Here is a 14208-nt window from a genome sequence, read left to right as displayed (position 1 = left end):
ACGTTCATTTGACGCAATCGACGTGGTACCCCACCACGCCGTCGCGCTCGTCGCGCACGAGCCCGTGGATGTCCGTCTCGAAGCCGGGGAAGCCGGCATTGAAGTCGCGCGCGAACTGCAGGTAGCGCACGATCGTCGCGTTGAAGCGCTCGCCCGGAATCAGCAGCGGGATGCCCGGCGGATACGGCGTGACGAGCATCGCGGTGACACGCCCTTCGAGCTGATCGATGGGCACGCGCTCGATCTCGCGGTGCGCCATCTTGGCGAAGGCATCGGCCGGCTTCATCGCCGGCACCATGTCCGACAGATACATCTCGGTGGTCAGGCGGGCAACATCGTGCGCCTTGTAGAAGCTGTGAATCTCGGCGCACAGATCCTTCAGGCCGATCTTCTCGTAGCGCGGATACTTGGCGATGAAATCGGGCATCACGCGCCACAGCGGCTGGTTGCCGTCGTAGTCGTCCTTGAACTGCTGCAGTTCGGTGACCATCGTGTTCCAGCGGCCCTTGGTGATGCCGATGGTGAACATGATGAAGAACGAGTACAGCCCGGTCTTCTCGACGATGATGCCGTGCTCGGCCAGGTAGCGCGTGAGGATGCCGGCCGGAATCCCCCATTCGGCGAAATCTCCGTCGACGTTCAGGCCCGGCGTGATCACCGTCGCCTTGATCGGATCGAGGACGTTGAAGCCCTCGGCCAGATTGCCGAAGCCATGCCAGCGATCACTGGGCTTGAGCGTCCAGTCGTCGCGCGTGCCCATGCCCTCGTCGGCCAGATAGTCCGGCCCCCACACCTGGAACCACCAGTCGGACGCGCCGAACTCGGCCTCGACCTTGCGCATCGAGCGACGAAACTCGACCGCCTCCGACAGCGACTCCTCGACCAGGGCCGGGCCGCCCGGCGGCTCCATCATCGCCGCCGCGACGTCGCACGAGGCGATGATCGCGTACTGCGGCGAGGTCGAGGTGTGCATCAGATAGGCCTCGTTGAAGATGTCGCGATCGAGCTTGCGCGTCTCCGAGTCCTGCACGAGGATCTGCGAAGCCTGACTGAGGCCGGCGAGCAGCTTGTGCGTCGACTGCGTCGAAAAGATCATCGACGACTTGCAGCGCGGACGGTCCGCACCGATGGCGTGGTAATCACCGTAGAAGTCGTGGAAAGCCGCATGCGGCAACCAGGCCTCGTCGAAGTGCAGCGTGTCGATGTGGCCGTCGAGCTTTTCCTTGATGGTCTCGACGTTGTAGACCACGCCGTCGTAGGTCGATTGCGTGATGGTCAGGATGCGCGGCTTCTTGCCGGCCGCGGCGCGCGCGAACGGGTTGGCGTCGATCTTCTTCTGGATGTTCTCCATCGAGAACTCTTCGAGCGGGATCGGGCCGATGATGCCGAAGTGGTTGCGCGTCGGTGTCAGGAACACCGGCACGGCCCCGGTCATGATGATGGAGTGGAGAATCGACTTGTGGCAGTTGCGGTCGACCACCACCACGTCATCGGGGGCAACCGTCGTGTGCCACACCATCTTGTTCGATGTCGACGTGCCATTGGTGACGAAGTACAGGTGGTCGCAGTTGAAGATGCGCGCCGCATTGCGCTCGGAAGCGGCCACCGGGCCGGTGTGGTCGAGCAGCTGGCCGAGTTCTTCCACAGCGTTGCACACGTCGGCGCGCAGCATGTTCTCGCCGAAGAACTGGTGGAACATCTGCCCCACCGGGCTCTTCAGGAAGGCCACACCGCCCGAGTGCCCCGGGCAGTGCCAGGAGTAGGAACCGTCAGCCGCGTAGTGCGTGAGCGCACGGAAGAACGGCGGCGCCAGCGTCTCCAGGTAGTTCTTGGCCTCGCGCACGATGTAGCGCGCGACGAACTCCGGCGTGTCCTCGAACATGTGGATGAAGCCGTGCATCTCGCGCAGCACGTCATTGGGCACGTGGCGCGTGGTGCGCGTCTCGCCGTAGATGAAGATCGGGATGTCGGCGTTGCGGTGGCGGATCTCCTGCACGAAGGCGCGCAGGTCGGCGATCGCCTTGTCGGCGGCCTCGGGCGACGAGAACTCCTCGTCGTCGATCGACAGGATGAAGGCCGAGCCGCGACTTTGCTGCTGCGCGAACGAGGTCAGGTCACCGTAGCTGGTAACCCCCAGCACCTCGATGCCCTCGCCCTCGATCGCCTTGGCGAGCGCACGGATGCCCAGGCCCGAGGTGTTCTCGGAACGGAAGTCCTCATCGATGATGATGATCGGAAAATGGAAGCGCATCCTCGGTTCTCCCGGCGTGGCCGGCCCTGCCGTCCACGATGTTGGTCGCGGCACATTGCCGCCTCGTTACCAATAAAGCACACGGGGCCGTATCCGGCCCCGGGTCGCACGTATCCAGACGGCGAAAAATCAGATCTTGGGAAGCGTGACGCCCTTCTGACCCTGATACTTGCCGCCGCGATCCCGGTAGGAGGTCTGGCACACCTCGTCGGATTCGAAGAACAGCATCTGCGCCACGCCCTCGTTGGCGTAGATGCGCGCCGGCAGCGGCGTGGTGTTGGAAAACTCCAGCGTCACATGGCCTTCCCACTCCGGTTCCAGCGGCGTCACGTTCACGATGATGCCGCAGCGCGCATAGGTGCTCTTGCCCAGGCACACGGTCAGCACGCTGCGCGGAATGCGGAAGTACTCGACGGTACGCGCCAGCGCGAACGAATTCGGCGGGATGATGCATACGTCGCCGGTGAAATCGACGAAGTTGCCCGGTTCGAAGTGCTTGGGGTCGACGATGGTCGAGTTGATGTTGGTGAAGATCTTGAATTCGTTCGCGCAGCGCACGTCGTAGCCGTAGCTCGAGGTGCCATAGGAGACGATCCGGCCCGAACCGTTCTCACGCACCAGATCCGCCTCGAACGGCTCGATCATGCCGTGCTCCTGCGCCATGCGGCGGATCCACTGGTCGGACTTGATGGACATCGGACGCGGCTTCCTCTCGACAGGCCGGCAGTCTGGGCCGGCGGAAAAATGCGCTAGTGTAGGGCAAAAAACGCGCGATTGCGCACCCCGCCTCAGGTGTTCTGGATGACGATCTTGGGGAACTTGTGGGTCATGTCGCGCGCCTTGCCGGCGATGCCGATCGCCACCTTGCGCGCGATGTCGCGGTAGATCTGCGCGATGCGCCCGTCCGGCTCGGCGGCGACCGTCGGCGTGCCGCCGTCGGCCTCCGCGCGGATGGCCATCGCCAGCGGCAGCGCACCCAGGAAAGGCACCTTGTAATCGGCACACAGACGCTCGCCGCCGCCAGTGCCGAAGATGCGCTCCTCGTGTCCGCAGTTCGAGCAGATGTGCACGCTCATGTTCTCGACCACGCCGACGATGGACACGCCGACCTTCTCGAACATCTTGAGTCCCTTGCGCGCGTCGATCAGGGCGATGTCCTGCGGCGTGGTGACGATCACCGCGCCGGTCACCGGTACCTGCTGCGAGAGCGTGAGCTGGATGTCGCCGGTGCCCGGCGGCATATCGATCACGAGATAGTCCACATCGTCCCAGGCCGTGTCCTTGAGCAGTTGCGTGAGGGCCTGGGTGGCCATCGGGCCGCGCCACACCATCGGCGTCTCGGTGTCGATGAGACAGCCGATCGACATCATCTGCAGGCCGTGCGCCGCCAGCGGCAGCATGCGCTTGCCGTCGGTCGACTGCGGTCGCTGCCCGGCCACGCCCAGCATCTGCGGCTGCGAGGGGCCGTAGATGTCCGCATCCAGCACGCCGACGCGCGCGCCCTCGGCGGCCAGCGCCAGCGCCAGGTTGGCCGCCGTCGTGCTCTTGCCCACGCCGCCCTTGCCCGAGGCCACGGCGATGATGTTCTTCACGCCGGGCAGTGGCTTGACGCCCTGCTGCACCGCGTGCGCGACGATCTTCCAGCCGACTTCGACATCGACGCCATCCACGCCGTCGAGTCCGCCGACGGCCTCGCGCACCAGTGCAGCAATGACCTCCTGCTGGCTCTTTGCCGGATAGCCCAGTTCGATCGCGACCTGCACGCGGCCATCGCTCACCTTGACGTCGCGCACGGCGCGCTCGGCGGCCAGGCTCTTGCCGGTATTCGGATCGATCACCGACTTGAGGATTTCGGAAACGCTTTCCGGAGTGACGCTCATGACTTCCATCCTTGTGTATATCTGCGCCCGCGCGGGCGTAACCGATACATGATATCGAAACGCCCCGGCGCACTCACCCATGGCGTGCGCGTGGGAATCGATTCCGCTGCGCGATCGCATGGACTGTCGACCCGCGGCTGCTACACCGACCCACCCGGTCGGCGCCCCCGCTTTGCTAGAATTGCGTTTTTCCTGCGAATTCCCCAACCCATGCCGCGCAACATCCTCGTCACCAACGCCCTGCCCTACGCCAACGGCGACATTCACCTCGGACACCTGGTCGGCTACGTCCAGGCCGACATCTGGGTGCGCTACCAGCGCATGCGCGGTCACAAGGTGCATTTCGTCTGTGCCGACGACACGCACGGCACGCCGGTCATGCTGCGCGCGGAGAAGGAGGGCATCACGCCCGAGCAGCTGATCGAGCGCGTGCATGGCGAACACCTGCGCGACTTCACGGGCTTTCACGTCGCCTTCGACAACTATCACACCACGCACTCGCCCGAGAACCGCGCCTACGCCGAGCGCATCTACGGCCGGCTGCGCGAGGCCGGCATGATCGACGCGCGCTCGATCGAGCAGTATTACGACCCCAAGCGCGAGATGTTCCTGCCGGACCGCTTCATCAAGGGCGAGTGCCCCAAATGCGGCGCGGCCGACCAGTACGGCGACAATTGCGAGGCCTGCGGCGCGGCCTACGCGCCCACCGACCTGAAGAACCCGTACTCCGCGGTCTCCGGTGCCACACCCGACCTGCGAACCTCCGAGCACTTCTTCTTCCGCCTGTCGGATGCGCGCGCCGTGGCCTTCCTGCGCGACTGGACGCGCGGCACCAACGCCGCCGGCACGCGCCGCCTGCAGACCGAGGCCGCCAACAAGATGCGCGAATGGCTCGGCGACGAGGGCGAGAACAAGCTCTCCGACTGGGACATCTCGCGCGACGCGCCCTACTTCGGCTTCGAGATTCCGGGCGCGCCGGGCAAGTACTTCTATGTGTGGCTGGACGCCCCGATCGGCTATCTGGCGAGTTTCCGCAACCTCGCCGACAAGACCGAAGGCATCGACGTCGAGGCCTTCACCGACGCAGCGCGCGCCGACGAGACCGGCACCGAGATGGTGCACTTCATCGGCAAGGACATCCTCTACTTCCACGCGCTGTTCTGGCCTGCGATGCTGCACTTCGCCGGCTTCCGCACACCCACGCAACTGGCCGTCAACGGCTTTTTGACGGTCGACGGCGCCAAGATGAGCAAGAGCCGCGGCACCTTCATCACCGCGCACTCCTGGCTCACCCAGGGGCTAGACCCGGAGTGGCTGCGCTACTACTTCGCGACCAAGTCGAACTCGACGATGGAGGATCTGGACCTGAGCCTCGACGACATGATCGCGCGCGTCAATTCGGATCTGGTCGGCAAATACGTCAACATCGCCAGCCGCTGCGCCGGCTTCATCGCCAAGCGTTTCGACGGCCGCCTGGGTGAGGTCGACGCCCAGGCCTGCGCGGACTTCGCAGCCGCATTCGAAGGCGGCACCATCGCCCGTGCCTACGACGAGCGTGATTTCGGCCGCGCCATGCGCGAGATCATGCGTCTGGCCGACATCGCCAACCTCTACGTCAACGCCAACAAGCCCTGGGAACTGGCCAAGCAGGAGGGTCAGGACGCGCGCCTGCACACCGTGTGCTCGACCGCGCTGACCATGTTCCGCGACCTGTCGCGCTATCTGAAGCCGGTGCTGCCGGCCATGGCCGCCAAGGTCGAGGCCTTCCTCGCCATCGACCCGCTGGACTGGACGACGGACTGGGCGCCGCTGCCGTCCGGTCACGCCATCGAGTCGTACAAGCACATGATGACGCGTGTCGAACGCAAGCAGATCGACACGCTCATCGACGCCAACCGCGAGAGCCTCGCCCCGGCACCGGCCGGCGTACCCAGTTCCGAGCAGCGTCACGCCGAGCGCCAGCAGCATCAGGCGCAGGCCGCCGAGACGGCCGAGCCCTTCATCTCCATCGACGATTTCACCAAGGTCGACCTGCGCGTGGCGCGCATCGAATCGGCCGAACACGTCGAAGGTGCGGACAAGCTGCTGCGCCTGTCGCTCGACATCGGCGAGACCGACGCCGAAGGCAAGCCGCGCCCGCGCCAGGTCTTCGCCGGCATCAAATCGGCCTACGATCCGGCCACGCTGGTCGGCCGCCTGACGGTCATGGTCGCCAACCTCGCCCCGCGCAAGATGAAGTTCGGCATGAGCGAGGGCATGGTGCTGGCCGCCTCCGACGAGAACGACAAGGCTTCCGGCCTGTACATCCTGTCGCCGGATTCGGGCGCCACGCCGGGCATGCGCATCCGGTAATGCCGCTGACGCCTTCCAAGCGCTGGCTGGTTCGACAGCGCAGACAACGACGAACGGCCCGCCCGGCCGCCGTCCTCGTCGCGCCCTCGAACCCCAGCCGGAGAAGGCACCATGTTCCGCTTCCACCCCAAGATCCTCGACACGCTTCCAGGCTATAGCCGGGAGGCGCTGACCGGCGACCTGGCCGCCGGCATCACGGTCGGCGTGCTCGCGCTGCCGCTGGCCATGGCCTTTGCCATCGCCTCGGGCATGAGCCCGGCGGCCGGGATCTGGACCGCCATCGTGGCGGGCTTCCTCGTCGCGCTGCTGGGCGGCTCGCGCGTGCAGATCGGCGGGCCGACCGGTGCCTTCATTCCCATCGTCTACGTCATCGTCATCGACTACGGCGTGGCCAATCTGCTCATCGCGACGATGATGTCGGGCGTGATGCTGTTCGCGATGGGGGCCTTCAAGCTCGGCACGATGATCCGCTTCATCCCGATCTCGGTCGTGATCGGTTTCACCAACGGCATCGCGGTGGTGATCTTTCTCTCTCAGATCAAGGACTTCCTGGGTCTGCAGATCGAGCACATGCCGGGCGAGTTCTTCGGCAAGATGGAAGCGCTGGCCGGCGCCTTGCACACCGCGCACGCACCGACCATCGCGCTGGCGGTCGCTTCGATCACCGTGCTGCTGGCATGGAACCGCGCCGCCCGCCACATCGGCTGGATGCGTCGCGCGCCGGGCCCACTGGCGGTGCTGGTGCTGGCGACGCTGGCGAATGCCTTGTTCGTGTTTCCGGTCGAGACCATCGGCAGCCGTTTCGGCGGCATCCCGCAGGGCCTGCCGGACATCGGCCTGCCGCCCATCGAACTGGGCACGCTGGGCAAGCTCGTCGCCCCGGCGCTGACCATCGCGCTGCTCGGCGCCATCGAATCGCTGCTCTCGGCGCGCGTCGCCGACAACCGCATCGGCGACCGTCACGATCCCAATCAGGAGTTGATGGCGCAGGGCGTGGCCAACGTCGCCGCACCGCTGTTCGGCGGCTTCGCCGCCACCGGGGCGATCGCACGCACGGCCACCAACATCCGGGTGGGCGGGCGCACGCCGGTGGCCGGCATCGTGCACGCGCTGGTGTTGCTCGCCATGGTGCTGGCGCTCGCACCGCTGGCCGATCACATCCCGCTCGCGACGCTGTCGGCCATCGTCGTCATCGTCGCCATCAACATGGGCGAGTGGCATGCCTTCTCGCGCGCGGCGCTCGCCCGGCGCACGCGCCCCTACCGCGCGACCCTGCTCACGACCTTCGGCATCACGGTGGTGTTCGACCTGACGCTCGCCGTGCAGGTCGGCATCGTGATGTCCGCCCTGGTGTTCATCTTCCGCATGTCGGACCTGACCCGCATCGACGCCATCGACCTCTCCACCCGTGTACCGACCGAGGCGCTGCTACGCGAGGACGCCAGCGCACGCATTCGCGCCTACCGGCTGACCGGCAGCCTGTTCTTCGGCGCCACCAACAAGCTCGACGCACTACTCGCTGCGGACCTTGAGCGCCCAGACGTCGTCGTCCTCGACGTCGAGCGCCTGGTGCATATGGACAGCACCGGGCTGGAGATCCTCGAGAGTCTCGCCCAAAGCCTGGCCGCGCGCGGCATCGGCCTGGTGCTCGCGGGCGTGCAGCCCCAGCCCGGCGCGATCCTGGCGCGTTCGGGCCTGCTCGATACGCTGGAAATCGCGCGCGACCTGGACGAAGCGCTTGCGCGAGTCGTCCCGGCGCCGGGACAATCACGCTCATGAGTGAAGACAAGAAGATCCGCGAACCCCTGGCCCGCCACCTGCTCATCCACGGCAAGGTGCAGGGCGTGTATTACCGCGCCAGCGCGGAGAAGGAAGCGATGCGCCTGGGCCTGTCCGGCTGGGTGCGCAACCGCTTCTCCGGCGAGGTCGAAGCCGTCGTCTATGGCCCGGAAGCCGACGTCGACGCCTTCATCGACTGGGCGCGCGAAGGCCCGCCGGCGGCCGAGGTGACGCGTATCGAGATCTCGTCGGCGGAACCGCCGGATGAGGGCTTTCGCGTGCTGCCGACCGCATAGACCGGGGCCCTTGCGGCCGCGTCAGCTGCGGTAGAGCACTTCCACCGCATCATCCGGCAACCACGCGCGCAGGCCATCGAGCAGTGCGTCGTCCGGGCGCACGCTCCAGTTCTCGCCCAGCGGCAGTTCGACCTCGGCCACTTCGTTGCGGTAGCGCAAGCGCACCGGGCAACCGCCGTCGCGGAATGGCGCGAGCAGTCCCTGCAGACGGTCGGCCGCGGCGGTGGCGCCACCGGCCTCGCCGACCTCGCCGTTGAGGCTCAGCTGCAAGGCAGTGGCGAAGCGCGCGCGCGCCTCGCCCAGGGTCATCAGGCGGTCGGCGATGATGCGTAGCCCCCCCGAATACTCGTCGTTGCTGATGCGCCCCTCGACGATCAGCACCTCGTCGGTGACGATCTTGCCGCGCGACGCATCGAGCACCTCGGAATACACCGCGACTTCGCGCGCCCCGGTTCCGTCATCGATCTGCACGAAGGCCATCTTGCCGCGCTGGCCGACCTTGGTGCGCGCGTCCATGACCACGCCGGCGAGCATCGAGGGCTCGCGCGAGGGCTCAAGTTGCGCCAGCGTGCGGCGCACGAAACGCCGCACTTCGCCGCTGAACGAATTGAACGGATGACCGGACAGGAAGAAGCCGATCGCGGTCTTTTCCTCCTTGAGTCGTTCCCGTTCACTCCAGGCGCGCACCGAAGCGAACGCCGGCGCCGCACCGGCCGCTTCCGGCAACGCGTCGAACAGCCCGCCCTGCAAGGCGTTGGCCGCCTTCTGCTCGGCCGCTTCCATGGCCAGCGCGACGGTCGCGAGCAACTGCGCGCGATCACGCCCGGCATGCCCGTCGAGGGTATCGAGCGCACCTGCGCGGATCAGCGCCTCGACTGCGCGGCGATTGACCATGCGGCGGTCGACGCGCTCGCAGAAATCGAACAGGTCGTGGAAGGGCCTGCTCGCCCGCGCCGCCTCGATCGAGCGCATTGCCGGCTCACCGCAGCCCTTGACCGCGCCCAGACCGTAGCGAATGGTGTTCGCGTCGACCGGCACGAAACGGTATTCGGAGGCGTTGACGTCGGGCGGCAGCACGGTGATGCCGTTGGCCACCGCGTCCTCGAAGAAGATGCGGATGGTGTCGGTGTTGTCCAGGTCGGAGGACAGCGTCGCGGCCATGAAGGCCGCGCAGTGGTGCGCCTTGAGCCAGGCCGTGTGGTAGGTGACGACGGCGTAGGCGGCCGTGTGCGACTTGTTGAAGCCGTACTCGGCGAATTTCTCCATCAGGTCGAAGAGCTGCATCGCCAACTGCTCGTCGTAGCCCTTCTTCTTCGCGCCGTCGCGGAAGATCTCGCGATGGCGGGCCATTTCCGAGGCCTTCTTCTTGCCCATCGCGCGGCGCAGCATGTCGGCGCCGCCCAGCGTGTATCCCCCGATGATCTGGGAGATCTGCATCACCTGCTCCTGGTACACGATGACGCCGTAGGTCGGCTCCAGGCAGGGCTTCAGATCCGGGTGGAAGTAGTCGATCTCCTGCTGGCCCTTCTTGCGCAGAATGAAGTCATCCACCATGCCCGAACCCAGCGGGCCCGGACGATACAGTGCCAGCACCGCGATGATGTCCTCGAAGCGGTCGGGGCCGAGCTTCTTGAGAAGCTTCTTCATGCCGTCCGATTCGACCTGGAAGATCGCCGTGGTGTTGGCGTCCTTGAGGATCCTGTACGCGGCCGGGTCGGTGAAGGGCAGCGAATTGAGGTCGGGCCGCTCGCCGGTGAGGCGTTCGACGTAATCGACCGCAAGGTCGATGATGGTCAGGTTGCGCAGACCGAGGAAGTCGAACTTCACCAGGCCCACCGCCTCGACGTCGTCCTTGTCGAACTGCGACACCGGCGTGGCATCCTCGCCGTCGGCGATGTAGAGCGGGCAGAAGTCGGTCAGCCGCCCCGGCGCGATGAGCACGCCCCCGGCGTGCATCCCGACGTTGCGCGACAGGCCTTCGAGCGGCTCGGCGAGCCGCCACAGCTCCTGCACGGATTCGCCGTCGTTGCCGTCGGCCATCATCTCGCCGATCTGCGGCTCCATCTCGTAGGCGCGCGCCAGCGACACGGGCTTGTTGGCCTCGAGCGGCACCAGTTTGGAGAGCCGGTCGCACAGTCCATAGGGCAGGTCGAGCACGCGACCCACGTCGCGCACCACGGCTTTCGACGCCATCGTGCCGAAAGTGGCGATCTGGCTCACCGCCTCCTTGCCATAGCGCTCGCGCACGTATTCGATGACGCGGTAGCGGTTGTCCTGGCAGAAGTCGATGTCGAAGTCGGGCATCGACACGCGCTCGGGGTTGAGGAAGCGCTCGAACAGCAGTGCGTACTCGAGCGGGTCCAGATCCGTGATCCGCAGGCTGTAGGCGACCAGCGAGCCGGCGCCCGAACCACGCCCCGGCCCCACCGGAACGCCGTTTTCCTTGGCCCAGTTGATGAAGTCCGCGACGATCAGGAAGTAGCCCGGAAAGCCCATGTCGATGATGGTGCGGGTCTCGATGTCGAGCCGCTCGGCGTAGCGCGGGCGCTGGCGCTCGCGCTCTTCTGCATCCGGATAGAGTTCCTGCAGGCGCACTTCCAGGCCTGCGCGCGCCTCGGCGACGAGGAAATCGTCGAGCGTCATGCCTTGGGGCGTGGGGAACTGCGGCAGGTAGTTCTTGCCCAGCTCGACCGACAGCGAGCAGCGCTCGGCGATGGCCACGGCGTTGTCCAGCGCTTCGGGCAGATCCGCGAACAGCGCGCACATCTCGTCCTGGCTCTTGAAGTATTGCTCGGGCGTGAAATCGCGCGGACGGCGCTTGTCGGCCAGCACGTAGCCCTGAGCGATGCACACGCGCACCTCGTGCGCCATGAAGTCCTCAGGCGACATGAACTGCACCGGGTGAGTCGCCACCACCGGCAGGTCCAGCCGCGCGGCCAGTTGCACCGATTCGGCCACCAGCGCCTCGGCGCCGCTGTGACCGGCGCGCTGCAATTCGATGTAGAAGGCGTCGGGGAAACGCGCAGCCCACCAGCGCGCGAGCACATCGGCCGCGTCCGGGTTGCCGTTGACCAACGCCTGACCGATGTCGCCCGAAGCCGCGCCGGACAGGCAGATCAGCCCCTCGCCACCGCCGTCGTCGAACCACTCGCGGCGCAGTTCGGCGCGTCCGCGATGCTTGTTTTCCAGATAGGCGCGCGCGAGCAGTTCGCACAGCCGCCCGTAGCCGCCACGGTCACGGCAGATGAGCAGCACACGGCAAGGCTTGTCGCGCTCGGCCTCGTTGGCGATCCACACGTCGACGCCGACCACCGGCTTGACGCCGGCCGCGCGCGCGCCCTTGTAGAACTTGACCATGCCGAACAGGTTGGCCAGGTCGGAGATGCCCAGCGCCGGCATGCCGTCGGCCGCGGCGCGGCGGATCGCCTCGTCGGTGCGGACGATGCCGTCGAGGATCGAGAACTCGGAGTGCAGGCGAAGATGTACGAAGCGGGGTGCGGGGGCGTCCATGGCGATGGAGTTTACCCGAACGCGGGCATCACGGCGGCCGGGCTTGGCGACTCATCAACACGTCGTTGCAAACCCCCTGAAGCGGCGCGCATGCCGCCTGTGAAAACGCCCTGTATCAGACGGCTGCGACGCGCTCCTGCCGCCCCGGTCCCCGTTCGCACAAAGGCCGCACCCGCGTTCAGGGCAGCAACACGCTCGCGCCCGTGGTGCGCCGCCCCTCCAGCGCGCGATGCGCCTCGGCCGCTTCGCGCAGCGCGAAGCACTGGTTGACGTCGATGCGCACCTGGCCCGAACTCACCACGGCGAACAGGTCGGCCGCCATCTCGTCGAGTTCCTCGCGCGTGGCGATGTATTGCGCGAGGATCGGCCGCGTCAGGAACAGCGCTCCCTTCTGCGCCAGCAGCAGCGGGTTGAACGGCTCGACCGCGCCCGAGGCGTTGCCGAACAGCACCACCATGCCCAGACGCTGCGCGCAGTCGAGCGAGCGCAGGAAGGTGTCGCGGCCCACCGAGTCATAGACCACGCGCACGCCGCGCCCGTCGGTGATCTCGCCGACGCGGCGCACGAAATCCTCGCGACTGTAGTCGATCACGTGGTCGGCACCCAGGGTGCGCGCACGCTCGGCCTTTTCCTCGGAGCCGACGGTGCCGATCACGGTCGCACCCAGCGCCTTGGCCCATTGCACGACGATGGAGCCCACTCCCCCGGCCGCGGCATGAATCAGGATGGTGTCGCCGGCCTCGACGCGATGGGTACGTCGCACCAGATATTGCGCGGTCAGGCCCTGCAGCATCATCGCCGCGCCCAGTTCGAAGGAAATCGCATCGGGCAGCTTCACCGCGCGTTCGGCCGGCAGGTTGCGCACCTCGGCATAGGCGCCGAGCGGGCCATGCGCGTAGGCCACGCGATCGCCGACGGCGAACTCTTCGACCTCGTCGCCGACCGCCTCGACCACGCCAGCACCCTCCAGTCCCAGACCGGAAGGCAGGCTGGGCACCGGGTACAGCCCGCCGCGGTGATAGGTGTCGATGTAGTTGAGCCCGACCGCGTGCTGACGCAGGCGCAGTTCGCCGGGACCCGGCGGCGGCACCTCGACTTCCTCCCAGCGCAGCACCTCCGGGCCGCCGGTCTCATGGATACGGATCGCATGGCTCATGGCTTGATCTCCTCGCTGTTCGGCCTGGCATTCGCGCCGCACCCGGCGCGGCAATGAGCACGAAGGTAGTCGGCCACGCGCGGCGCGCCAATGCGGAATCTCCACAAGCCGTCTGCGCATCCAGGCGAAAAGATTGCGATGGCCGGCCCAACAGGGGAATTGCAAATGCTATGCTGCAGCGCAATATCGACGGACGGAGAATGGCGATGCGCAGGGTCGTGTTCAACCGCAAGGGCGGGGTCGGAAAATCGACGATCGCCGCGAATCTGGCCGCAATCGGCGCCTGGCGCGGACAGCGCACGCTGCTCGTGGATCTCGACCCGCAGGGCAATGCCACGCACTACCTGCTCGGCGCAGCGATCGACGACGCGGCCGCCACCGCCGCCGGATGGTTCGACCAGACGCTCAACTTCCGCCTCGACCCGAAGCCCACGGCGGCTTTCACCCTGCCGACGCGCTTCGAGCGGCTCTACGTGCTTCCGTCGCACCCCGCGCTCGAGGACCTGCACGGCAAGCTCGAATCCCGCTACAAGATCTACAAGCTGCGCAAGGCCCTGGATGAACTCGCGGACGACTTCGACCTGATCTACATCGACACACCCCCGGCGCTCAACTTCTACACGCGTTCGGCACTGATCGCTGCCGACACCTGCCTGATTCCGTTCGATTGCGACACGTTCTCGCGCCAGGCACTGTATGCGCTGCTCGACGCGGTGGCCGAGATCCGCGCCGACCACAACCCGGCGCTCATCGTCGAGGGCATCGTCGTCAATCAGTTTCAGGCACGTGCCTCCCTGCCACGCCGACTCGTCGACGAACTGCGCGACGAGGGCCTGCCGGTGCTCGATCCGTGCCTGTCGGCGTCGGTGAAGATCCGTGAATCACACGAGCAGGCCTGCCCGATGATCCATCTCGACGCGCGTCACAAGCTCACGCGCGAACTGCTCGCGCTCGACGACACGCTGAACGCCGGTCGCTGAGCCG

General features: G+C 66.6%; 9 protein-coding genes. 4 read left to right on the top strand and 5 right to left on the bottom strand.

The features are described from left to right. Positions 1-4: 4 nt before the first annotated feature. From C0099_RS04610 to apbC, 3 genes are all read right to left on the bottom strand, one after another. Positions 5-2251 carry an arginine/lysine/ornithine decarboxylase gene (locus C0099_RS04610; protein ID WP_102246356.1) on the bottom strand — a complete coding sequence of 749 codons (2247 nt, stop codon included), beginning with the start codon at positions 2249-2251 and terminating at the stop codon, positions 5-7. Between the two features lie 129 nt (positions 2252-2380). Next, positions 2381-2947, bottom strand: a complete 567-nt coding sequence (gene dcd / locus C0099_RS04605; protein ID WP_102246355.1) for a dCTP deaminase — start codon at positions 2945-2947, stop codon at positions 2381-2383. A 92-nt stretch (positions 2948-3039) separates the two neighbouring features. Then, positions 3040-4131 (bottom strand): iron-sulfur cluster carrier protein ApbC, encoded by a 1092-nt coding sequence (gene apbC, locus C0099_RS04600; RefSeq protein ID WP_102246354.1) that lies wholly within the window; start codon positions 4129-4131, stop codon positions 3040-3042. A gap of 210 nt (positions 4132-4341) precedes the next feature. Between apbC and metG the strand changes: the two genes are divergently transcribed. The 3 genes from metG to C0099_RS04585 all read left to right on the top strand — a co-directional run bounded on the left by metG (position 4342) and on the right by C0099_RS04585 (position 8558). Next, positions 4342-6483: a methionine--tRNA ligase gene (metG, locus tag C0099_RS04595; RefSeq protein ID WP_102246353.1), complete on the top strand. Its 2142-nt coding sequence runs from the start codon at positions 4342-4344 to the stop codon at positions 6481-6483. 111 nt (positions 6484-6594) lie between these two features. After that, positions 6595-8262, top strand: coding sequence for a SulP family inorganic anion transporter (locus C0099_RS04590; protein WP_102246352.1), 1668 nt, complete (start codon positions 6595-6597; stop codon positions 8260-8262). Continuing rightward, positions 8259-8558, top strand: a complete 300-nt coding sequence (locus C0099_RS04585; protein WP_102246351.1) for an acylphosphatase — start codon at positions 8259-8261, stop codon at positions 8556-8558. Before C0099_RS04590 ends, C0099_RS04585 begins: the two co-directional genes overlap by 4 nt. A 21-nt stretch (positions 8559-8579) precedes the next feature. Here C0099_RS04585 and dnaE read toward each other — a convergent pair whose 3' ends face one another. Continuing rightward, on the bottom strand, positions 8580-12068 hold the full coding sequence (gene dnaE, locus C0099_RS04580) for a DNA polymerase III subunit alpha (RefSeq protein ID WP_102246350.1): 3489 nt from the start codon (positions 12066-12068) through the stop codon (positions 8580-8582). Between the two features lie 178 nt (positions 12069-12246). Continuing rightward, entirely contained in the window at positions 12247-13224 is a 978-nt protein-coding gene (locus C0099_RS04575; protein WP_102246349.1) for a quinone oxidoreductase family protein, read from the bottom strand. A gap of 206 nt (positions 13225-13430) precedes the next feature. Between C0099_RS04575 and C0099_RS04570 the strand changes: the two genes are divergently transcribed. Further along, on the top strand, positions 13431-14204 hold the full coding sequence (locus tag C0099_RS04570) for a ParA family protein (RefSeq protein ID WP_102246348.1): 774 nt from the start codon (positions 13431-13433) through the stop codon (positions 14202-14204). Positions 14205-14208 lie beyond the last annotated feature (4 nt).

The organism is Pseudazoarcus pumilus, from assembly GCF_002872475.1.
In the GTDB taxonomy this organism is placed as follows: Bacteria; Pseudomonadota; Gammaproteobacteria; order Burkholderiales; family Rhodocyclaceae; genus Pseudazoarcus; species Pseudazoarcus pumilus.
The sequence above is the reverse complement of the archived record's forward strand: the minus strand, read 5'-3'. Positions and strand labels throughout refer to the sequence as shown.

Bases quoted from the DNA above. Each gene is read 5' to 3' on its own strand.
- C0099_RS04610 (WP_102246356.1), bottom strand. From the start codon at position 2,251: ATGCGCTTCCATTTTCCGATCATCATCATCGATGAGGACTTCCGTTCC.
- dcd (WP_102246355.1), bottom strand. From the start codon at position 2,947: ATGTCCATCAAGTCCGACCAGTGGATCCGCCGCATGGCGCAGGAGCAC.
- apbC (WP_102246354.1), bottom strand. From the start codon at position 4,131: ATGAGCGTCACTCCGGAAAGCGTTTCCGAAATCCTCAAGTCGGTGATC.
- metG (WP_102246353.1), top strand. From the start codon at position 4,342: ATGCCGCGCAACATCCTCGTCACCAACGCCCTGCCCTACGCCAACGGC.
- C0099_RS04590 (WP_102246352.1), top strand. From the start codon at position 6,595: ATGTTCCGCTTCCACCCCAAGATCCTCGACACGCTTCCAGGCTATAGC.
- C0099_RS04585 (WP_102246351.1), top strand. From the start codon at position 8,259: ATGAGTGAAGACAAGAAGATCCGCGAACCCCTGGCCCGCCACCTGCTC.
- dnaE (WP_102246350.1), bottom strand. From the start codon at position 12,068: ATGGACGCCCCCGCACCCCGCTTCGTACATCTTCGCCTGCACTCCGAG.
- C0099_RS04575 (WP_102246349.1), bottom strand. From the start codon at position 13,224: ATGAGCCATGCGATCCGTATCCATGAGACCGGCGGCCCGGAGGTGCTG.
- C0099_RS04570 (WP_102246348.1), top strand. From the start codon at position 13,431: ATGCGCAGGGTCGTGTTCAACCGCAAGGGCGGGGTCGGAAAATCGACG.